The organism is Xanthomonas sp. F14, assembly GCF_014199865.1.
The window spans coordinates 658,211-678,808 of record NZ_JACHOM010000002.1 but is presented as its reverse complement, the minus strand read 5'-3'; the positions used below and the strand labels follow the sequence as shown (position 1 = coordinate 678,808).

Annotated in this window: 19 protein-coding genes; 9 read left to right on the top strand and 10 right to left on the bottom strand. The window is 66.4% G+C overall.

The window, feature by feature from the left end; translation table 11 throughout:
• Complete coding sequence (locus GGR73_RS11385) at positions 1 to 807, top strand: CheR family methyltransferase (RefSeq protein WP_024939356.1); 807 nt, start codon at positions 1 to 3, stop codon at positions 805 to 807.
• Entirely contained in the window at positions 804 to 1,931 is a 1,128-nt protein-coding gene (locus GGR73_RS11380) for a protein-glutamate methylesterase/protein-glutamine glutaminase (protein WP_026064711.1), read from the top strand. Before GGR73_RS11385 ends, GGR73_RS11380 begins: the two co-directional genes overlap by 4 nt.
• A 25-nt stretch (positions 1,932 to 1,956) precedes the next feature.
• On the opposite strand, the gene GGR73_RS11375 is transcribed toward GGR73_RS11380, so the two are convergent.
• From GGR73_RS11375 to gpmA, 4 genes are all read right to left on the bottom strand, one after another.
• Positions 1,957 to 3,519: a phospholipase D family protein gene (locus GGR73_RS11375; RefSeq protein ID WP_184456933.1), complete on the bottom strand. Its 1,563-nt coding sequence runs from the start codon at positions 3,517 to 3,519 to the stop codon at positions 1,957 to 1,959.
• A 152-nt stretch (positions 3,520 to 3,671) separates the two neighbouring features.
• Positions 3,672 to 5,771, bottom strand: coding sequence for a M13-type metalloendopeptidase (locus tag GGR73_RS11370; protein WP_184456931.1), 2,100 nt, complete (start codon positions 5,769 to 5,771; stop codon positions 3,672 to 3,674).
• Positions 5,772 to 6,018: 247 nt separating this feature from the next.
• Positions 6,019 to 6,336 carry a hypothetical protein gene (locus tag GGR73_RS11365; protein WP_184456929.1) on the bottom strand — a complete coding sequence of 106 codons (318 nt, stop codon included), beginning with the start codon at positions 6,334 to 6,336 and terminating at the stop codon, positions 6,019 to 6,021.
• Between the two features lie 165 nt (positions 6,337 to 6,501).
• A complete protein-coding gene (gpmA, locus tag GGR73_RS11360) occupies positions 6,502 to 7,251 on the bottom strand; it encodes a 2,3-diphosphoglycerate-dependent phosphoglycerate mutase (RefSeq protein WP_016904068.1) in 750 nt (249 codons plus the stop codon).
• Between the two features lie 103 nt (positions 7,252 to 7,354).
• On the opposite strand from gpmA, the gene nfi reads away from it, so the two are divergent.
• From nfi to GGR73_RS11345, 3 genes are all read left to right on the top strand, one after another.
• A complete protein-coding gene (gene nfi / locus GGR73_RS11355; RefSeq protein WP_046343556.1) occupies positions 7,355 to 8,068 on the top strand; it encodes a deoxyribonuclease V in 714 nt (237 codons plus the stop codon).
• Between the two features lie 424 nt (positions 8,069 to 8,492).
• Positions 8,493 to 9,383: a pirin family protein gene (locus GGR73_RS11350; protein WP_104553971.1), complete on the top strand. Its 891-nt coding sequence runs from the start codon at positions 8,493 to 8,495 to the stop codon at positions 9,381 to 9,383.
• A 252-nt stretch (positions 9,384 to 9,635) separates the two neighbouring features.
• Entirely contained in the window at positions 9,636 to 10,097 is a 462-nt protein-coding gene (locus GGR73_RS11345) for a hypothetical protein (RefSeq protein WP_054592994.1), read from the top strand.
• 90 nt (positions 10,098 to 10,187) lie between these two features.
• On the opposite strand, the gene GGR73_RS11340 is transcribed toward GGR73_RS11345, so the two are convergent.
• Positions 10,188 to 10,619: an OsmC family protein gene (locus GGR73_RS11340; RefSeq protein WP_054592995.1), complete on the bottom strand. Its 432-nt coding sequence runs from the start codon at positions 10,617 to 10,619 to the stop codon at positions 10,188 to 10,190.
• Between the two features lie 34 nt (positions 10,620 to 10,653).
• On the bottom strand, positions 10,654 to 11,511 hold the full coding sequence (locus GGR73_RS11335) for a pirin family protein (RefSeq protein WP_167709225.1): 858 nt from the start codon (positions 11,509 to 11,511) through the stop codon (positions 10,654 to 10,656).
• Between the two features lie 229 nt (positions 11,512 to 11,740).
• On the opposite strand from GGR73_RS11335, the gene GGR73_RS11330 reads away from it, so the two are divergent.
• The gene (locus GGR73_RS11330; RefSeq protein WP_054592997.1) at positions 11,741 to 13,813 is read left to right on the top strand and encodes a carbon starvation CstA family protein; all 2,073 of its coding nucleotides are present in this window, start codon (positions 11,741 to 11,743) and stop codon (positions 13,811 to 13,813) included.
• Entirely contained in the window at positions 13,813 to 14,037 is a 225-nt protein-coding gene (locus GGR73_RS11325) for a YbdD/YjiX family protein (RefSeq protein WP_016904074.1), read from the top strand. The genes GGR73_RS11330 and GGR73_RS11325 overlap by 1 nt, the downstream gene beginning before the upstream one ends.
• A 393-nt stretch (positions 14,038 to 14,430) precedes the next feature.
• Here the strand turns inward: GGR73_RS11325 and GGR73_RS11320 are convergent, their stop codons facing one another.
• Positions 14,431 to 15,135 carry an HAD family hydrolase gene (locus tag GGR73_RS11320; protein WP_184456984.1) on the bottom strand — a complete coding sequence of 235 codons (705 nt, stop codon included), beginning with the start codon at positions 15,133 to 15,135 and terminating at the stop codon, positions 14,431 to 14,433.
• Between the two features lie 240 nt (positions 15,136 to 15,375).
• On the opposite strand from GGR73_RS11320, the gene GGR73_RS11315 reads away from it, so the two are divergent.
• A complete protein-coding gene (locus tag GGR73_RS11315) occupies positions 15,376 to 16,140 on the top strand; it encodes an ankyrin repeat domain-containing protein (protein WP_184456981.1) in 765 nt (254 codons plus the stop codon).
• A gap of 36 nt (positions 16,141 to 16,176) precedes the next feature.
• Positions 16,177 to 17,343, top strand: a complete 1,167-nt coding sequence (locus GGR73_RS11310) for an XVIPCD domain-containing protein (protein WP_154832369.1) — start codon at positions 16,177 to 16,179, stop codon at positions 17,341 to 17,343.
• A 179-nt stretch (positions 17,344 to 17,522) separates the two neighbouring features.
• Here the strand turns inward: GGR73_RS11310 and GGR73_RS11305 are convergent, their stop codons facing one another.
• The 3 genes from GGR73_RS11305 to GGR73_RS11295 form a co-directional block, all read right to left on the bottom strand.
• A complete protein-coding gene (locus tag GGR73_RS11305; RefSeq protein WP_046343574.1) occupies positions 17,523 to 18,773 on the bottom strand; it encodes a DUF819 family protein in 1,251 nt (416 codons plus the stop codon).
• Between the two features lie 222 nt (positions 18,774 to 18,995).
• Positions 18,996 to 19,211: a hypothetical protein gene (locus GGR73_RS11300; RefSeq protein ID WP_039813188.1), complete on the bottom strand. Its 216-nt coding sequence runs from the start codon at positions 19,209 to 19,211 to the stop codon at positions 18,996 to 18,998.
• A 512-nt stretch (positions 19,212 to 19,723) separates the two neighbouring features.
• Positions 19,724 to 20,332 (bottom strand): nucleotidyltransferase family protein, encoded by a 609-nt coding sequence (locus GGR73_RS11295; protein WP_046343576.1) that lies wholly within the window; start codon positions 20,330 to 20,332, stop codon positions 19,724 to 19,726.
• Between the last annotated feature and the right edge of the window lie 266 nt (positions 20,333 to 20,598).

Below are 20,598 nucleotides of genomic sequence, written 5' to 3'. Positions count from 1 at the left end.
ATGAGCACGTCCACCGCCATCACCGAACAGGAATTCGGCCGCTTCCAGCGCTTCATCTTCGAAGCGGCCGGCATCAGCATTTCCTCGGGCAAGAAGGCCATGTTGTGCGGCCGCCTGGGCAAGCGCCTGCGCGAACACCAGTTCAGCAATTACACGCAGTACCTGCAGTTGCTGGAAAGCCGCCAGGACCGCGCCGAGATCCAGACCGCGATCGATCTGCTGACCACCAACGAAACCTACTTCTTCCGCGAGCCCAAGCACTTCGAGCTGCTGCGCAAGCTGGCCGGCGAACATCGCGGCGGCCTGCCGTTCCGCTGCTGGAGCGCGGCCAGCTCTAGCGGCGAAGAGGCCTACAGCATGGCAATGGTGCTGGACGACGCCTTGCAGGGGCGGCCGTTCGAAGTGGTCGGCAGCGACATCAGCACCCGCGTGCTGGCCAAGGCCCGCACCGGGCACTACGCGCTGCAACGTATCGACGGCATTCCGCAGGCGTATCTCAAGCGCTATTGCCTGCGTGGTCAGGGCGAGTACGACGGCACCTTGCTGGTGGAGCGCCGCTTGCGCGACCGGGTCAAGTTCGTGCATGCCAACCTCAACACGGCCCTGCCGATGCTGGGCAGCTTCGATGCGATCTTCCTGCGCAATGTGATGATCTATTTCAATGGCCAGACCAAGCGCGAGGTCATCCTGCGCGTGCTGTCCAACCTCAAGTCGGGCGGATATTTCTGCATCGGTCATTCGGAAAGCCTGAGCGAACTCGACATCGATCTGGTCCAGGTGGCACCCTCGATCTTCCGCAAGGCCTGAGCCAAGGATCCGCCGTGTCGATAGCCCTCAACCGCCCTGCCGCCAGCCCCAGTCCCATCAAGGCCATGGTCGTCGACGACTCGGCGGTGGTGCGCCAGGTGCTGGTGGGCGTGCTCAACGACGCGGCCGACATCGAGGTCATCGCCACCGCGGCCGACCCGTTGCTGGCGATCGAGAAGATGCGCAAGCAATGGCCGGACGTGATCGTGCTGGACGTGGAAATGCCGCGCATGGACGGCATCACGTTCCTGCGCAAGATCATGAGCGAGCGCCCCACCCCGGTGGTGATCTGTTCGACGCTCACCGAAAAAGGCGCACGCGTCACCATGGACGCCCTGGCCGCCGGTGCGGTGGCCGTGGTGACCAAGCCGCGGCTGGGGCTCAAGCAGTTCCTCACCGACTCGGCCGAGGAACTGGTCAATACGGTGCGCAGCGCCGCACGCGCCAACGTCAAACGGCTGGCCGCGCGGGTTGCCGCAGCGCCGCTGGAAGCGGAGGTCAAGCACACCGCCGATGTGATCCTGCCGGCGCAAAGCGGGCGCGCGCTGGCGCAGACCACCGAGCGCATCGTCGCCATCGGCACCTCCACCGGCGGTACCCAGGCGCTGGAAGAAGTGCTGACCGCCTTGCCGCGCGTCTGCCCCGGCATCGTGATCGTGCAGCACATGCCGGAGAAATTCACCGCCGCCTTCGCCGCGCGCCTCAACGGCCTGTGCCAGATCGCAGTGAAGGAAGCGGCCAACAACGACCGGGTGATGCCGGGCCGCGCACTGATCGCGCCCGGTGGCAAGCATCTGCTGCTGCGCCGCAGTGGCGCGCAATACTTTGTCGAAGTGATGGAAGGCCCGCCGGTCAACCGGCATCGGCCGTCGGTGGATGTGCTGTTCCGCTCGGCCGCACGTGCGGCCGGCAGCAATGCGCTGGGCATCATCATGACCGGTATGGGCGACGACGGCGCCGCCGGGCTGCTGGAAATGCGTCAGGCCGGCGCGCGCACGGTGGCGCAGGACGAGCACACCAGCATCGTATTCGGCATGCCCAAGGAAGCGATCAAACGCGGCGGCGCCGACCGCATCCTGCCGCTGGGCGCGATGGCGCGCGAGATCGTGACACAGCTGCAGTAGCGCACTGCACGCGCGCGCCGCGGAACTACAACTGCGATTCCAGCGGCAACCAGCCCATCACCGTCGCCGCGCCACGCCGCCACACACTGGCTGCCGGCTCCTGCGACCACACCTCGGGCGGTTGCGCCGCATCGTCGTGCCAGCGCAACTCGCCCTGCTCCATGGTCACGCGGTAACTCACCGGCGCACCGATCTTGCGGTTGTAGACCTGTTCCAGTTGCGCGGCCACTGCGCGATCGTTGAACAGCAGGCCCATCTCGGTATTGAGGTTCATCGAGCGCGGATCCAGATTGAACGAGCCGATGAAGCCGCTGCTGTCGTCCACCACGAAAGCCTTGGTGTGCAGGCTGGCCCCGCTGGACCCGAACAGGCTGCCGTCCGGCTTGCCCATCGGCTTGAGCTCGTACAGGCGCACGCCCTGGGTGAGCAAGGGCACGCGGTAACCGGCATAGCCGCTATGGACGGCAACCACGTCGTTTGCCGCCAGCGAATTGGTCAACACGCTGACGCGCACATTGCGCCGGCGCAACTGGCCGATCCAGCGCATGCCTTCCTCGCCCGGCACGAAGTACGGCGAGATCACCTTCAGCTCGCGCTGCGCACGCGCCATCTCGCCGATCAGGATTGGCGTCATCCAGTCCGCCTGCGGTGGTGCGCCTTCGGCCTTTTCCGGCGGGTCGGAGACGATGCGCGCCTGCTCCAGCCAGTGCACCTGGCGCTGGCCCTGCGTCAGGGCCTGCACGCTCGGCGACTGCCGCAGCCGCTCCACGTAGGGATGCGCGCGTGCCGATGCCAGGCCGGCGTCCAGACTGCCGCGCAACGCATCCAGTGCCTGCGGCCGTGCGGTCACCAGCGCGTCCAGCGGCAAGGCATTGGGGCTGTTCCAGTACGCATCGAAGACCTGCTCGGCCTGGCCCACGGCCGGCCCCATCAATGCCGCATCCATGTCCATGAAGTTGGTGTCGCGCGCCGCATCGAAATACTCGTCGCCGACATTGCGGCCACCCACCACCGCCATCCGGCCATCGGCAATCCAGGCCTTGTTGTGCATGCGCCGATTGATGCTGAACATGCGCAGCACCATCTCCACGCCGCGCATCAGCGTGCCTTCGCGCGCACGGGTGGGATTGAACAGCCGGATCTCGATCAGCGGGTGGCTGTCCAGCGCCGCCAGCACCGAATCGCTGCCGTGGATGTTCATGTCGTCCAGCAGCAGGCGCACGCGCACGCCGCGATCGGCCGCATGCAGCAGCTCGTTGTGCAGCAGGTTGCCGGTGAAGTCCGCATGCCAGATGTAGTACTGCAGATCCAGGCTGCGCCCGGCCGCACGCGCGGTGAGCGCGCGCACCGCAAACGCATCGACGTTGTCGGGCAGGATCACCATGCCGGTCTGGCCGGCATGTGCCTGCTGCAGCGGCGCGACGACCCGATCGATCGGCGTGGCGATCGCCGTGGCAGGCAGCGCATGGCTCACCGCACCGCGTTGACGATCGGCAAAGCGCCCGTAGCCGTACAACGACAGCACGCTGCCCAGCACCAGGATCAGCACACCGATCGCGATCGCCTTGAAGATCTTTCGCCTTGTCACTGCCGCTCCCTGCCGGTCGAAGCGCGGCAGTCTAGACGTTACGCAGGCAGCCCGATGTGCAGACGCAGCCGCAAGCAGGCTCTACAAAGCCGCTAAAAACGCGGCAACTGCAGCACGCGCGGTCGCAACCGCACGTGCTGCAGTTGCGCCGATCACCAGATCGCAACGCGTTGCTTGTCCCCACGCACCATCGCATCGCCGGGCTTGCACTGGAATGCCTGCGCGAATGCCGGCATGTTCGACGGCGCGCCATTGGCGCGGAAATTGGCCGGCGCATGCGGATCGGTGTTCAGGCGCACGCGCAGTTCGCCGTCGGTGAAGTTGCGGCGCCACACCGTGGCCCAGTTCATGAAGAAGCGCTGGTCCTGGGTATAACCGTCGATGTCCTTGCCGGCGTCGGGCTGTTCCTGCAACGCCATCTGCAGCGCGTCGTAGGCCACGGTGAGGCCGCCCAGGTCGCCGATGTTCTCGCCCAGGGTCAGCTTGCCTTTGACGTGTACGCCGGGAATCGCCTCATAGCCGTCGAACTGCGCCACCAGCTGATCGGTGCGCTGGGTGAACAGCTTGCGGTCCGCATCGGTCCACCAGGTATCGAAGTTGCCCTTGGCATCGAACTGGCTGCCCGAGTCGTCGTAGCCATGCATCATCTCGTGCCCGATCACCGCGCCGATACCGCCATAGTTCAACGCCGGGTCGGCCTTGGGATCGAAGAATGGCGGCTGCAGGATCGCGGCCGGAAATACGATCTCGTTGCGCGTGGCGTTGTAGTACGCATTGACCGTCTGCGGGGTCATATGCCACTCGCGCTTGTCGACCGGCTTGCCGATCTTGTCCAGCATGTAGCGGTAGTTGAATGCCTGCGCGGCCTGCATGTTGGTCAGGAAGCCATCGCCGCGGGTTTCCAGGCCCGACCAGTCGCGCCATTGGTCCGGGTAGCCGATCTTGGGCGTGAAGCTGGCCCACTTCTCCAGCGCGCGCTGCCTGGTTTCCGCGCTCATCCAGTCGAGGTTTTCCAGCCGCGCCTTCAGCGCTGCCGAGAGGTTCTGCACCAGCTGCTGCATCTGCTGCTTGGAATCGGCCGGGAACGCGGACTGCACGTACAACTGGCCCAGGGCCTCGCCCATCGCCTCGTTGACCGCGTTCAAGGTGCGCTTCCAGCGCGGCAGCATGTCCTGCTGGCCACGCAGCGTCTTGGCATAGAAATCGAAATTGGCCTGCTCGAACGGTTTGGCCAGATACGGCGCTGCCTCATCCACGCTGTGGAAACGCAGGTAGGCCTTCCAGGTGTCCACGGGCGTGTCGGCCAGCATCGCATCGAGCTCGGCGAAGTAACCCGGCTGGCTCAGCGAGAAGGTCCCGGCCGGCACCTTGAGCGCGCTGAAGAACGCCTGCCAGTCGAAATGCGGCGTGACCGCATTGGCGCCGGCCACATCGACCGGGTTGTAGCGCTTGGCCGGGTCGCGCAGTTCGATGCGCGACAGCGAGGCATTGGCCAGGCGCGTTTCGAACGCCATCACCGCCTTGGCCTGGGTTGCCGCCTGCGCTGGCGCAACGCCGGACAATTCCAGCACGCGCGCGATGTAGGCCACGTACTGCTCACGGATCTTGGCCTGCGCCGGATCGGTGTAATAGCCCTTTTCCGGCAGTCCCAGACCGCCCTGGCCCGCGTAGGCGATCATCTGTTCGGAATTCTTGTAGTCGGCATTGGCGCCGAACGAGAACACGAAGCCCTGGCCCTTGGCATAGCTGTCGCGCAACCACGCGGCGATGGACGGCGCATCGGTCAGCGCATCGATCGCCTTCAGCTGCGGCTGCAGCGGCGTGATGCCGGCCTTGTCGATCGCCGCTTCGTCCGAGCCGGTGCGCCACAGGTCTGCGATCTTGGCATCCACCGAGCCGGCCGACAGGTTGCCGCGCGCCAGTTGCTCCACCAGCGCGTGCTGGATGGTCAGCGAACGCTCGGCCAGCACTTCGAAACTGCCCCAGCTGGTGCGGTCCGATGGCACCGGATTGGCCTTGAGCCACTTGGCGTTGACGAAGCCGTTGAGGTCCTGGCACGCGTTGATGGCCGGATCCAGATCGTTGATGCCGAAGGCCACGATCGGTGCATCGAGCTTGGACACATCCACCCTGGTCGGTGCGGCCGGCGTTGCGGCCGGTGCCGGCTTGGCGCTGTCGTCGGAACTGCCGCACGCCGCGAGCGTCACCGCGATGGCCACCGCAAGCGACAGTGGCGCGAATTTGCTCAACATCTTTCCATTCTCCAAGGCAGACGACCGCGTCGGACGCAGTCAAAAAAGTAGGCAATCAGCGCAGACACACCAACCACACCATCATCGCAACGGCACCGCAACGCCCTGACGTCCGGTGCCGCGCCTTATCGAAGAACGCACAACGACCGACAACACTGCGCGTCAGCCGGGCACGCGCGTGCCAGCGCCATCTACCGCCGCGGAAACCACCCAGCAGTCCGGCGCAGCAGCGCGCCATCGACTGCCATCATTTGCGTGCGTACACCGGCGCCATCAACAGATACACCGGATACGCCAGCGCCATCAGCACCAGCGCGACCTCATGCCCGGACGCTGCCTCCGCCCAGGATTCCATCTGCCGCGACGGCCCCAGGAGACCGAACATCATCAGCGTCACACCCATGACGCAGATCAGCAGCGCCACGCCGATCGCCGAAGCGGACACGCTGCCCCAGGCCAGCACCGCAAACGCAGCGCTGCCACCGGCCAACAGCAAACCCAACGTGACCAAATATGCGCGGCAGTAGGTGGCACTCATCTGTTGCCTTTTACGCTTGCTGGACATCATGTCTCCCCTGCAAGAACACACGCATGCTGCCCTGCGGTACCCGTTCGATCCGCGAACAGGCGCCGCCTGCGTGTCAAACCCGCACGCCTCGTTCAAACGCGCGTTGCGAAACCCACGCCACGCTGCGCGCCATGCACGCAGCGCAGCCGGCGGATGCGGCGATTACTTCGCCTTGCCCTGGTTGGCCACCGCTTCGGCGGCACGCTTGGCCGCTTCCGGGTCGCCCAGATAGCGGAAGCTTTGCACCTGCAGGTTGTCGTCCAGCTCGAACAGCAACGGGATGCCGGTCGGGATGTTGAGCTCCAGGATCTGCTCGTTGGAGACATCGTTGAGGTATTTGTACAGCGCGCGCAGCGAGTTGCCGTGCGCGGTCACCAGCACGGTCTGCCCGGCCTTCAACTGCGGTGCGATCGCGTCGTGCCAGTACGGCAGCACGCGCACCAGCGTGGTCGCCAGCGACTCGGTACCCGGCAACGCGTTGCGGTCCAGCGTGGCGTAGCGACGGTCGTGACACGGATGCCCCGGATCGTTGACGTCCATCGCCGGCGGCGGGATGTCGTAGGAACGGCGCCAGATCTTGACCTGTTCTTCGCCGTGCTTGGCTGCCGTCTCGGCCTTGTCCAGCCCCTGCAGGCCGCCGTAGTGGCGCTCGTTGAGGCGCCAGCTCTTGGACACCGGCAACCAGTCCTGGTCGAGTTCCTTCAACGCGCCCTGTAGCGTGTGGATGGCGCGCTTGAGCACCGAGGTGTGCGCCACATCGAACTGCAGGCCTTCGTCCTTCATCAGCTTGCCGGCCGCAGCGGCTTCCTGGCGGCCTTGCTCGGTGAGTTCCACATCCACCCAGCCGGTGAAACGGTTGTCCAGGTTCCATTGGCTCTGGCCATGGCGCAGCAGTACGAGTTTGCGGGTCACTACGGTTCTCCGATTGGGGGCCGATCAGCCTGCGATTGTAACGGCAGCCAGCGCATCGCAGGCGTGCACGACACCGCCACGCCCGGCGCGCGATGCTGCAGCCATGCAAACGATCGATCCCGTCTTTGCCGGTTGGGATGGCAGCGTCATCCAGGCGCGACAGTTGCAACAGCAACTGGCACACCGCGTGGTGCTGCAGGACCAGGCCGGCGCAACACCGCAGCTTCTCGCCGGCTTCGACGTCGGCTTCGAAGACGACGGCCAGACCACACGCGCAGCCGCGGTGCTGCTGGATGCAGACACGCTGCTGCCGCTGGAAACGCATGTCGCGCGCGTGCCCACCTCGATGCCCTACGTACCGGGGCTGCTCAGCTTTCGCGAGCTGCCGGCCTTGCTGCAGGCGCTGGCACTGCTCTCGCGCCCGCCCGATCTGGTCTTCATCGACGGCCAGGGCATCGCGCATCCGCGCAAGCTCGGCATCGCCGCGCACTTTGGCGTGGTGACCGGCTTGCCCAGCATCGGCGTGGCCAAGCAACGCCTGGCAGGCAGCTTCGTCGAGCCGGGACCCGAGCGCGGCGACCACAGCCCGATCCTGCTGGGCGGCACGCAGATCGGCTGGGCGCTGCGCAGCAAGCTGCGCTGCAATCCGCTGATCGTCTCGCCGGGCCATCGCGTCTCGATGCAGGGCGCGCTTGACTGGACGCTGCGTACCCTGCGCGCCTATCGCCTGCCCGAGCCCACGCGCCTGGCCGATCGGCTGGCCTCGCGGCGTGGCGAAATCGCCATGGACACCACGGCGCCCGCACAACTGTTCTAGCGCGCGGCAGTCAATCGCGATCAACCTGCTGCGTTTCTGCAGCCGTCGTCCGCGACGAACGAGCTCGGCGCGCCCGCGCTGGCCGCCAGCGCGCCATGCAACGACGTTCCAGTGCGCGGCATTCAGGCACGGCGCGCATCGGCGCTAGCGATACCGGCGCGAACTCTTTCGCAACCGAGCGGTGATGCTTGCTGCGACAAGGCACGTCATCGTCGCGAAGGATTTCATTCCTCCCATCAATGCAGCACATCGCTGCACGCGGCTCGACTGCCATCGCGCGGCATGCACCGCTCGCCCTTGAAAACACGTCGCCCGCCTCGTACGTGACACTGCCTCCGGGACGATCTGTCTTGGTGGAGCGCTCGCCCGGCCGCGTGCGCGCATGCAAAGCTGGCGACCACTCCAGCCACCGCGAGCCGCCGCCATGACCACCTTGATCGCTCCCCGCGTGCACGACATCGGCGGGCTGGAAGTCCGCCGCGCCGTGCCCACGTTGCAGGCGCGCAGCGTCGGCCCGTTCGTGTTCGTCGACCACATGGGCCCGGCGGTGCTGGAGCCGGATCACGGCATCGACGTGCGTCCGCATCCGCATATCGGCCTGGCCACGGTCACCTTCCTGTGGTCCGGCGAGATCGGCCACCGCGACACCTTGGGCTCGGATCAGGTGATCCGCCCCGGCGACGTCAACTGGATGACCGCCGGCCGCGGTATCGCCCACTCCGAGCGCACGCCCGGCCCCGAGCGCGCCCGCACGCATGCGCTGCACGGCATGCAGACCTGGATCGCACTGCCGCGCTCGGCCGAGGAAACCGCGCCCGCCTTCCATCACCACGCCGCCGCCAGCCTGCCGCAGCAACGCCGCGATGGCGTGTGGCTACGCGTGATCGCCGGTCGTGCGTACGGCGAGGAATCGCCGGTGCAGGTGTTCAGCGGCACGCTCAATGTCGCGCTGGATCTGCAGCCGGATGCGGAGATCGACCTGGACACCGGCCATGCCGAACGTGCGCTCTACATCCTGGAAGGCGAGGCGCAGCTGGATGGCGCCGATGTGCCCGCGCGCCACCTGATCGTGCCCTCGCCCGGCAGCCGCGGGCGCCTGCGCGCCAGGACGCCGCTCAAGGCGATGCTGCTCGGCGGCGAGCCGCTGGATGGCCCGCGCCACTTGTGGTGGAACTTCGTCTCCAGCTCCAAGGAGCGCATCGAGCAGGCCAAGCACGACTGGCAGGCCGGTCGCTTCGGCAGCATTCCCGGCGACGACAAGGAATTCATTCCGCTGCCGGAAACCCCGGCCCCCAAACCGGTCAACTACCCCTGACCGCAGGCTGTCGCGCGAGCGCCGCGCAACCCACCCAGGTCTCGAAACGGAAGTGCCGGTGTGCACGACCGATTGCAGCCCAGCCTGCGAATTGCGCTTGAGCTTGCAGCCACACCTGTGGTAGTGATGTCCCCATAGGTTGGGGACAGGTTGCGTGCGGGCACAGCCGGGCGGGGAGCGCACGGGGCTGATGCGGCGACACGCGCGACGACGCTGTCCCTGCGCAGACATCCAACGCCGGGGAACACTTGAATGAAGTCCGCATCCTGCCTTGTCGGCCTGAGCCTGTTGCTGGCCGCCGCCACCGTTCACGCCCAAACCTCACCGGTCTGCCCGCCGCTACCGCCAGCCTCCGGGCTGCAGTGGAGCGAGCTTGCAGGCGCGGACTATCTGGTCTGCAAGGCCATGACTGCCGACGGTCGCCAGGTGGTCGGGGTGATGCTGACCACCCGCGACCCGGCGATGACGCTGGCGCGCGACCGACGCGCGGAGAAAGGCCAGATCCAGCAGGAGGAGTTCTACTGGTACAAGCTCGACCTGGGCGGCCGCGAGCTGCCGGGCATGGAGTCGCGCCGCGTCACCGTGGTCGAGCTGGGCAAGAAGCGCTACGCGCAGCTATGGATCGACGGCGCCAACAGCGAGGAACTGGCCTCGATGCAGTCGCTGGTGCAGAACATGGACCTGCAGCCGGCCAGCCTGGCACTGCAGCGCTGAGGCAAGCGGTCGTGACGCGCCAGGGTATGCCGACCTGACGCAGTCTTTCAGGCGAGCCGGCGGAGCACCCGCATGCGGCTCGCCTGCGCTTCAGACGCCTGCCGCCGCAGCTGACGCGCCGCCGTCGCCCTGCAATGCCGTCTCGATCCGCACCTCGCCGGTGAGCAGGCGATGGATCGGGCACTTGTCGGCCACCTCCAGCAGGCGCGCACGCTGCGCATCGTCCAGCGTGCCTTCCAGCTCGACCTGCCGCGTGATCCGCGTGCCCGCAGCGCCGCGCTGGGTGTAATGCAGATGCACATGCACCGCCGTCAACGGCCACTGCTTGCGCGCGGCCACCATCGACACCGTGATCGCGGTGCAGGCACCCAGGGCGCCCAGCACCTGCGACTCCGGATCCGGCCCGGCGTCGGCGCCGCCATTGGCCGGCTGGGTGTCGCCGCTCCAGCTATGCCGACCATCATGGATGCTCACGGTGTACGGCACCGCGCCGGTGCTGACACTGACGGGCCGGTCACTCATGCCGCTAACCCCGCGGTGGCTGCAGCGCGCCGGCTCAAAACCGGCCTTCCTGGAAATCGACGAATGCCTGCATCAGTTCCTGCTTGGTGTTCATCACGAACGGGCCGTGCCGCATCACCGGCTCGTTGAGCGGGCGGCCCGCCACCAGGATCAGCTGCGCACCGTCTGCACCGGCCCGCAGCGTCAGGCGCTCGCCGCCACCGAGCACCGCCAGTTCCTGCGCCGGCAGCACACGCGCGGCATTGCCCTCGCCCACCGTCACCGCGCCTTCGAATGCGTAGGCAAACGCGTTGTGGCCGCTGGGCAGCACATAGTCCCAGGCCGCATCCGGTGCCAGTGCGATATCCAGGTACACCGGTTCGGTGGCCGGTTGCACGATCGGGCCACGCACCTCGCCCACCGCGCCGGCGATCACCTTGACCGTGACGCCAGGCGCCGGCTGGGCGACCGGAATGCGTTCCGGGGCGTACTCCTGGTATTTGGGGTCGGTCATCTTGTCGCGCGCCGGCAGGTTCACCCACAGCTGGAAGCCGCGCATGCGCCCGGATTCCTGCTCGGGCATTTCCGAATGGATCAGCCCGCGCCCGGCGGTCATCCATTGCACGCTGCCCGGGGTCAGCAGCCCCTCGTTGCCGTGGTTGTCCTTGTGGCGCATGCGCCCGTCCAGCATGTAGGTCACCGTCTCGAAGCCGCGGTGCGGATGGCTGGGAAACCCGGCCAGATAGTCTTCGGCCTTGTCGGTGCCGAACTCGTCCAGCATCAGGAACGGGTCCAGGTCCGGCAGCTGCTGGGTGCCGATCACGCGGGTCAGCTTGACTCCGGCGCCGTCGGAGGCGGGCATGCCACGGATGGTGCGCAGCACGTGCGCCGCTGCGGTGGTGGTGGTGCTCATCGACCTCTCCCTGCGTGAATGACTGGCTCGAATAATGGATGCAGCCGGCACGCGGCCCAACCGCGACCGGCGCAACCGATCGTTCCAAAACCCGCCGGCGCCGCCGCGCGATCCGGCAGGCGGCGCCAAGACGCTCTACAACTAAAGTTTTACCCCGGCCCGGAACGGCACCATTGACCCCGGGCGGGCAGAGGGTGACCCTTGGGTGAATCGTTCCTGAGGGGCATGCATGAAAGGGTTCTCGAAGCTGGCCTGGGGCGCGCTGGCGCTGCTGGCCGCGTTCTGTCTGGGCACCGTGGCGCTACGCCGTGGCGAACACATCAACGCGTTGTGGATCGTGGTGGCGGCGGTGTCGATCTATCTGATCGCCTACCGGTTCTACAGCCTGTTCATCGCCGACAAGGTGATGCAGCTGGACGTCACCCGCGCCACGCCCGCGGTGGCCAACAACGACGGCCTGGACTACGTGCCCACCAACAAGCACGTGCTGTTCGGCCATCATTTCGCCGCGATCGCCGGTGCCGGGCCCCTGGTCGGCCCGGTGCTTGCCGCACAGATGGGCTACCTGCCCGGCCTGCTGTGGCTGGTGGTCGGCGTGGTGTTCGCCGGCGCGGTGCAGGACTTCGTGGTGCTGTTCCTGTCCAGCCGCCGCAACGGCCGCTCGCTGGGCGATCTGGTGCGCGAGGAAATGGGCCAGGTGCCCGGCACCATCGCCTTGTTCGGCGCCTTCCTGATCATGATCATCATCCTGGCGGTGCTGGCGATGGTGGTGGTCAAGGCGCTGGCGGAAAGTCCGTGGGGCATGTTCACCGTCATCGCCACAATGCCGATCGCGCTGATGATGGGCGTGTACATGCGCTACATCCGGGTCGGCAAGATCGGCGAGATCTCGGTGGTCGGCCTGATCCTGCTGCTGGGCGCGATCTGGCTGGGCGGCAAGGTCGCAGCGGATCCGAGCTGGGGCCCGGCATTCACCTTCACCGCCAAGCAGATCACCTGGATGCTGATCGGCTACGGTTTCGTCGCGTCGGTGTTGCCCGTATGGCTGCTGCTGGCGCCGCGCGATTACCTGTCCACCTTCCTCAAGATCGGCACGATCCTGGCGCTGGCGATCGGCATCCTGGTGGTCATGCCGGATCTGAAGATGCCGGCACTGACCCAGTTCGCTTCCACCGGCGACGGTCCGGTCTGGAAGGGCGGCATCTTTCCGTTCCTGTTCATCACCATCGCCTGCGGCGCGGTTTCCGGTTTCCATGCGCTGATTGCCTCGGGCACCACGCCCAAGCTGCTCGCCAATGAAGGCCACATGCGCTACATCGGCTACGGCGGCATGTTGATGGAATCGTTCGTGGCGGTGATGGCGCTGGTGGCCGCATCGATCATCGAACCGGGCATCTACTTCGCCATGAACAGCCCGGCCTCACTGGTCGGCAGCGACACCGTGGCGGTGGCGGCCAAGGTGTCCGAATGGGGCTTTGCGATCACGCCGGAGGTGCTGGAAGCCACGGCGCGCGACATCGGCGAGCACAGCATCCTGGCACGCGCCGGTGGTGCGCCCACCCTGGCGGTGGGCATCGCGCAGATCCTGCACCAGCTACTGCCTGGCGAAGACACCATGGCATTCTGGTACCACTTCGCGATCCTGTTCGAAGCACTGTTCATCCTGACCGCCGTGGATGCGGGGACGCGTGCGGGCCGCTTCATGCTGCAGGACCTGCTGGGCAACTTCATCCCGGCGCTGAAGAAGACCGAATCGTGGGCGGCCAACATCATCGCCACCGCCGGTTGCGTGGCATTGTGGGGCTACCTGCTGTACACCGGCGTGATCGACCCGTTCGGCGGCATCCAGACCCTGTGGCCGTTGTTCGGCATCTCCAATCAGATGCTGGCCGGGATCGCACTGATGCTGGGCACGGTGGTGCTGTTCAAGATGAAGCGCGACCGCTACGCCTGGGTCACCCTGGTGCCGGCGGTGTGGCTGCTGATCTGCACCACCTATGCGGGGCTGATCAAGATCTTCGACAGCAACCCGGCGCAGGGCTTCCTGGCGCAGGCGCACAAGTACCAGGACGCCATCGCCAGCAACACCATCACCGCGCCGGCCAAGACGGTGGCGCAGATGCAGCAGATCGTCACCAATGCCTACGTCAATACCGGGCTGACGGTGCTGTTCCTGTTCGTGGTGGGTTCGATCCTGATCTACGCAATCAAGACCATCGTGATTGCGCGCCGCAATCCGCAGCGTAGCGACCGCGAAACCCCGTACGTGGCCTTGCAGCCACACCAGATGGCGGATCTGTAATGGGCACCCAACTCGTTCTCGCCAGCCAATACCAGGTGCATCGCCGCATCTGGCGGCGGCTGATCCAGACCGCACGCCTGTGCTGCGGCATTCCCGATTACGACAACTACGTGCGCCACATGCTGGAAAAACACCCCGACAAACCGGTGATGGACTACCCCACCTTCTTCCGCGAGCGCCAGGACGCGCGTTACGGCGGCAAGAGCGGGTTTCGCTGCTGCTGACCGGATGATCGGATAGGTGGCGACTCGGAACGCAACAGGGCGCGATGCGAATCGCGCCCTGTTGCGTTGATGGCTTGGGATTGCTGCAGGGCCCTTGCCCGCCCACCCTCGCGGGACACGCCGCAAGTACGTCCGTGTAGGCTCTTACGCGGCATCCATGCCGCGTAAGGTCCCGCGACGGTGGGCGGGCAAGGACCAGTCGAGAGGGTCGGTGTGCGTGGTTGCAAGCAGTGCATGAGGTGCATTGGTCGGATCGGTGTGCGTCGACCAGCGTCTCACCACCCCTCTGTCATTGCAGGTCGATTGCACGGTCCGGCCCGGTCGGTTGCAGAATGAGAGGGCTGCGATTGCGCCACCATCGACACTGCGTCCAAGACGTCCTGCCGGCAGCTCTCAGCTAGCGCGTTTTTGCGCCAGCCGCTCGAACAACGCAGGCAACTCGCGCATATCGTCGAACACCGCCAGCACACCGATGCGACGCAGGGTGTCGGCGTGGCCCTGCGGAATATGGCTGGCGCCGGTAAACCCCAGCACCTGCATGCCGGCCGCCAACGCGGCAGTCGCACCGGTGGGGCTGTCTTCGATCACCAGGCAGCGCTCCGGCGCAACGCCCAGGGTGCGTGCGGCCAACAGATAGACATCCGGCGCCGGCTTGGGCCACTCGACCATGTCGGCACTGAAGATGTGCCCTGCCGCGCGTGCGGTGAGCCCCACCCGCTCGACCGAGGCGATCACATTGTGGCGGCGGCTGTTGGAAGCCACCGCCAGCGGCAACGGAATCTGCTCCAACGCGTCGCGCACGCCGGCAATCGGCTGCACCTCGGCCTTGATCAAGGCTTCGCTGCGCGCCTGGATCTGTGCCAGCAAGGTCTCCGGTAGCTTTACTGCGAAGTGTTCCTGCACGCGTAGCAATACCTCGCGCGTGGTCTGCCCGAACGTTGTGCCGAGCAACTGCTCCAACGCTTCGGCCGGCACGAAGGCCGCCAGCGCCTCGCGCATCACCCGGTCGGCCAGTATCTCGCTGTCGACAAGCACGCCATCGCAATCGCTGATCAGTAATTCGTAGACCATTGCACCCATCTGCTCGCAAAGCACCATTATGCCGGCCGCGTTGTGACCGTTGGCTGTGGCGGAGTGCATGCGCGCGTGAGACTCGTCGTGATGCATCGGCGACATGCCGATACAACGACGACAAACGGCCTCGACCAGCGAAACCCGCGGCGCCGGCATGTCACAAAATCTTACCGCGCGTCGTCCAGGCAGCTGGTAGGATCGGCCCGGCTGCGGAAGGACACACCGCAGTGCCACCAGGAATGCGATCAGGAGAAGGAGATTTCGATGCAGACGCGATTCCCCACCCTGCTCGTTCTTGCGACCTCGTTTTTCGCGGTCTCATGCACCGCCTCGCCCGGTGCCAAGGAGCAAACCACCATGTCAGCTACGCTGCAGGACCACACCGTCGCCTTCCGCGACCCCGGCCTGACCGATATCGCCAACGCCATCGCGCACGGTGATGTCGCCCGAATCCGCACGCTCGCACCGACAGTCGATCTCGCCGCACACGGCGACCAGAACGTCACCTTGCTCGAGTGGGCGATCTGGAACGAACAACCCCGTGCCCTTGCGGCATTGCTCGATGCCGGCGCAGATCCGTCGTTGCCGGGCATGGACCAGGAAACGGTCGTGCATATGGCGGCCATGGCGAAGGATGCGGAATATCTGAACATCCTGTTGCAGCACAAGGCGCCGGTCGATGTGGTCAGCGCGCGCGCCGGGTGGACGCCGTTGTTCCGCGCCGTGCAGAGCAAGCGCGATGCGCAGACCGCGTTGTTGATCGAAGCAGGCGCCGATCTACAGCGCGTCGACAATACCGGCAACAGCGTGCTGCACCTGGCCGCACAAAGCGGCGCGGCAAGCCCGGCAGTGCTGCAATTGCTCGAGGCCGGGGTGGATCCCACGCTGCGCAACGCGCAACAGAAGACCTTCCAGGCGTATTTCTTCACCACCCCGGACCGCCTGCTCAATGCCGCCGGCCAGCAAGCCAGGTCGGACGTGCGCGCATGGTTGAGCGCCCACAACATTCCCGTGGAAAGCAGCCGCTAAGCGGGCTTTTCGCACGACGAACGCAAGGAGCCGCGCATGAGCCCGTCAAATTCCTCGTCCACCCCATTCGCAGAGTCGATGCGTGGACAGCAACCGCAGCCGGAAGACCGCCAGTTCCCGGCGCTGCTGCAAGACCTCTATGCCACTGCCTCGCAGCGACGCGAAGGCGGCGCCGAAACCTTTGCGCCGCTGCCCAACGGCTGGACGCGCATGGACGACAGCACGCTGCAACGGGCGGGCATCGACCCCGGCCTGCTGCACGATGCCAAGAGCGGCTTCGATGCCGCGTTCTACCGCAACGAACAGGGCCAGGTGGTACTCGGCTTCTGCGGCACCGACGAAGGCAAGGACTGGAAGCACAATCTTGGCCAGGGCCTGGGCTTCGACGACGCGCAATACGCGTCTGCCATCCAGCTCGGCAGCCAGGCCAAGCAGGCGTTCGGCGACCAGGTGGTGATCTCGGGGCATTCGCTCGGCGGCGGCCTGGCGGCCGCGTCGGCGATGGTCAACGACATCCCCGCCGTGACCTACAACGCCGCCGGCGTCAACGACCGCACGCTGGAACGCCAGGGCCTGGATGCCTCGGCAGCCAAGGACTACGCCAGCAGCGAGTTGATCCGCGGCTACCACGTCAAGAACGAGATCCTCACCCATCTGCAGGAAGACAGCATTCCGCTGAAGTGGGCGATGCCCAATGCGGCCGGCCATCAGATCGAGCTGCCGGAACCGGACCCATTGTCGTTCGGACGACGCCTGGTGCCGGGCATGATGTTGAAGCATCGCCTGGACCTGCACGGCATGGACTCGGTGATGAAGGCACAGGAGATGCAATCGCCCGGGCAGGCGCAAGGTGCAGGCAGCCAGTTGTTCAACGACGCGGTGGTGCGCCTGGACGGCCAGCGCGAACGCCTGGGCCTGCGTGACGACACCGCGTTTCTCAACACCGCCGCCAGCGTGGCCGCGCGTGCGAGCAGCGACGGCCTGCAGCGGATCGACCACCTGGTGCCCAACCGCGACGGCGACAGCCTGATTGCGGTGCAAGGCCGGATGGACGACCCGGCGCATCTGCGTAGCCATGTGCAGACTGCCTCGGCGGCCAACGAGCCGGCGCACGGCAATGTCGATCAGCTGCAGCAGCACAATCAGCAGCAGTCGCAGCAAAGCACGCAGCAGGAAGCGCAGCGGCGCGGCCTTCAGCAGTAACCATGACCGGGCACTGGCGCTGGCCAGTGCCCGCCTCAAGGCTGACAGCACCTCGCAAGCGCTCGCCGAAGGGATGTAGCCAGTACATCCGGCACTGCGCCAATGCGTGATACCTCCAGGTAACCCCGGCACTTCCTGCCCCCCCCCCCCGACGACTACACCGACCGTGCGACGGTCGGTCAGCCCGCTCCCGCCATCGCGCGCAAGGTGATGCCGACCAGATAGGCCAGATAGGTGCCGGTGGCGTAGCCCATCGTGCCCAGTAGCACGCCGACCGGGGCCAGGGCCGGGTGGAACGCGGCGGCCACCACCGGTGCCGAGGCCGGCCCACCGATATTGGATTGCGAGCCGATCGCGAAATAGAAGAATGGCACCCGCAACAGGCGGCCCAGGCCCCACAGCAACCCGATATGCACCGCGATCCAGATCAGCCCGAGCAGGAACAGCCAGGGCCGGTCCAGCAGCGCCAGCAAATCCATCTGCATGCCGATACAGGCGATCAGGAAGTACAGCAGCAGTGAACCGATCCTGGAAGCTCCGGCTCCTTCCAGCGTGCGCGCACGGGTGAAGCTCAGCAGCAAGCCGATGCTGGTTGCCAGCACCACCACCCACACGAACGGCGTGTCCAGGCTGAACTGGCTGGACCAGCGCAGCTTGGCCTTGCACCACGCAGCCAGCGGACTGGCCAGCGCGTGCGCCAGCCCGACCCCGCCGAACGCCACCGCCACGATCACCATCAGGTCGGCCAAGCTGGGAATGCGCGCGTGTTCGGCCTGGAACCGCGCCATGCGCTCCTGCAGCGCATCCAGCGCGCGGGTATCGGCGCCGCTGCGCGCATCGATGCTGCGCGCGCGCCCGGCCAGGAAGATCAGCGCCGCCATCCACACATAACCGACGCCCACATCCACCACTGCAAACTGCCCGAAGGTGGTGGCATCCACATCGAACACCTCGCGCATCGCCAGCATGTTGGCCCCACCGCCGATCCAGCTTCCCGCCAGCGCGGCCATGCCGGCCCAGGTATCGCCGGCCACCGTGGCCGGATGCACCCAGCCCATCACCCAGAACGCCACCACCGCGCCCAGCATGATGCTCAGTGACGCACCCAGGTACATGGCGACCAGCTTGGGCCCCAGCCCCAGGATGGCGCGCAGGTCGATGCTCAGCGTGAGCAGGATCAGCGCGGCCGGCAACAGCACGTCGCGCGCGATCGGGTTGTACAGGCGGGTATTGGCACCGTCGATCAAGCCGACGGTGTTGTAGATGCCCGGCAGCAGGTAACACAGCAGCAGCGCCGGCACCACGGCGTAGAAGCGTCGCCACACCCCCTGCTCGCGCGAGGAGGTCCAGAACACCGCTCCCAGCGTGGCGGCGATCAGGCCGAAGACCACGATATCGTTTTGGATCAAGGCAGAACCGGCGGCATTCACTAGGGGCGACATTCTCGACTAGGGGCCGCCAAGGTGCGGATCGCAGCAAGAATGGCCGATCGGTCGTGTCCAGTCGACTGGATCCGCAGGCGACTCCCGGCGTGACTGCAAGGCCGCCGGCTGGCGCACTGCGCTAGGGTTGCCGGGTGCGTGTGGTCGGCCACCCTGCCCTGGCAGGATCGTCAGCGTCTTCCTTGCGCTTCCTGCAAGCGGCCGGCTCGGTCAGCCGTAGCGACGCACCACGCGCTCGCCGTCGGCGGTCTTCAACACCACGCCGCTGGGCTGACCGGTGGTCATGCAATGCAGCTTGGCCATCAATTCGGCATTTTCCAGCGCGCCCTGCTCGCGCAGATAACGCAGCGGCGACCACTGCGGCCGGGTCACCCACCAACCGCCCTGTTCGGGATGAATACGCACAACATAACGGGACTCGTCCATCAGGGCCTCCGGCCGGCAGATGCAGCGGTACAACGACGGAAGTGGGCAGCGCGCAATGGCGCAGCCCACCAGCGATGGCAGTGCCGGGGTCCCGTTGGGGATGCCGGCGTGCCCTTACTCAAGGGGCCGCGGGAGAGTGGCCTAGGGCCCCGCGTCCGGCATAGCCAGCATGTCTTTTTGCTAATGCCAACACCGTCGGGCGGACACTGGCATGAAGGTAGGAAAATTCTTACGTGACACCGATCGACGCTGGCGCTAAATTCGCGCTCGAGCGGCGACCAGACGTCGCGGCTGGCCGTCAACGAGCGCAGACGGCACGGGGGAATTCGTCGCTCTTGAAGATGCCTCGGGGGAGGGGTCACATGCATCTGCTCAGGAAGTTCCAGTTTCCGGTCAAGACCGCGATGGTGGTGGGCTATGTCCTGGTGATCAGGGAAGCGCTCGTGCTGTGGTCGTGAGACAACCTAGCCACCAGGCTGCCGGATAGCGCGTCAAGCACCCGTCACGGTGTCTCAATCCGCATCCACCCAGCCACGCTGTTGCGCTGCGACCAGATCGGCGGGCGTGTCCACGTCCAGCGCGAGCGCCGGGGCGCTGACGCAGCCCAAGCTCTGCACGTCCAGGCCGGCGAACAAGCCGCGCAGGCCGCTGTCGCCGTGGAGCGGCACGTCGGCCCAGGCCGCATGGGTGACCACCGCCGGGATACCACGCACACCGGCGTACCCGCTGGTGGCGCATCCGGATGCGGCCCGGTCCGCTTCTTCCAGCAAGGCGCGCAGATGCGGCGTATCCAGCGCGGGCTGGTCGCAGCCCAGGATCAGGCTGCGCCTCAGCGACGTATCGTCCTGCACATGCTGGCGCAGCGCCGCCAGGCTGGAGCCCATGCCGGCGGCCCAGTCGGCATGACGTAGCACTTCCACCTCCAGGCCTTGCAGGACCTCGCTCAATGCGTCGGCATCGGCGCCCAGCACCACCACGCAGCGGCGCGGCGCCGTCTGTAGCGCGATGCGTGCGAAACGCCGCAACAACGGTTCGCCGTCGCGCAACAGCAATTGTTTGGAACGCCCTAGCCGACGTCCTGCACCCGCGGCGAGCAGCAGCGCAACGTGATCGCTGCTCATGCGTCCGATGCCAGGGCGCGCGGCGAACGATGGCGCGACGTACGCAAGGTCGGGCACACATCGACGAGCGCACTGCTCCGGACCTGGCCGAGATGACCGGCAACAAAAGGCGACGGCAATCGAGCTGCGTCGCCAGAGACGTCGTCGTAGTGATCAAGTAATTCGGTCATGGCGACGTGGTGTGCATATTGGGGATGCGCCAGCCTAAAGAGGTAACTGTGCGCGCGGAGTGACTAAATGCAACGCATTCTCCGATCCAGGTAATG

Coding starts and splice junctions, on each gene's coding strand:
- GGR73_RS11385 (WP_024939356.1), top strand. CDS start 1: ATGAGCACGTCCACCGCCATCACCGAACAGGAATTCGGCCGCTTCCAG.
- GGR73_RS11370 (WP_184456931.1), bottom strand. CDS start 5,771: ATGTTGAGCAAATTCGCGCCACTGTCGCTTGCGGTGGCCATCGCGGTG.
- GGR73_RS11365 (WP_184456929.1), bottom strand. CDS start 6,336: ATGTCCAGCAAGCGTAAAAGGCAACAGATGAGTGCCACCTACTGCCGC.
- nfi (WP_046343556.1), top strand. CDS start 7,355: ATGCAAACGATCGATCCCGTCTTTGCCGGTTGGGATGGCAGCGTCATC.
- GGR73_RS11350 (WP_104553971.1), top strand. CDS start 8,493: ATGACCACCTTGATCGCTCCCCGCGTGCACGACATCGGCGGGCTGGAA.
- GGR73_RS11345 (WP_054592994.1), top strand. CDS start 9,636: ATGAAGTCCGCATCCTGCCTTGTCGGCCTGAGCCTGTTGCTGGCCGCC.
- GGR73_RS11340 (WP_054592995.1), bottom strand. CDS start 10,619: ATGAGTGACCGGCCCGTCAGTGTCAGCACCGGCGCGGTGCCGTACACC.
- GGR73_RS11335 (WP_167709225.1), bottom strand. CDS start 11,511: ATGAGCACCACCACCACCGCAGCGGCGCACGTGCTGCGCACCATCCGT.
- GGR73_RS11330 (WP_054592997.1), top strand. CDS start 11,741: ATGAAAGGGTTCTCGAAGCTGGCCTGGGGCGCGCTGGCGCTGCTGGCC.
- GGR73_RS11325 (WP_016904074.1), top strand. CDS start 13,813: ATGGGCACCCAACTCGTTCTCGCCAGCCAATACCAGGTGCATCGCCGC.
- GGR73_RS11320 (WP_184456984.1), bottom strand. CDS start 15,135: ATGGTGCTTTGCGAGCAGATGGGTGCAATGGTCTACGAATTACTGATC.
- GGR73_RS11315 (WP_184456981.1), top strand. CDS start 15,376: ATGCAGACGCGATTCCCCACCCTGCTCGTTCTTGCGACCTCGTTTTTC.
- GGR73_RS11310 (WP_154832369.1), top strand. CDS start 16,177: ATGAGCCCGTCAAATTCCTCGTCCACCCCATTCGCAGAGTCGATGCGT.
- GGR73_RS11300 (WP_039813188.1), bottom strand. CDS start 19,211: ATGGACGAGTCCCGTTATGTTGTGCGTATTCATCCCGAACAGGGCGGT.
- GGR73_RS11295 (WP_046343576.1), bottom strand. CDS start 20,332: ATGAGCAGCGATCACGTTGCGCTGCTGCTCGCCGCGGGTGCAGGACGT.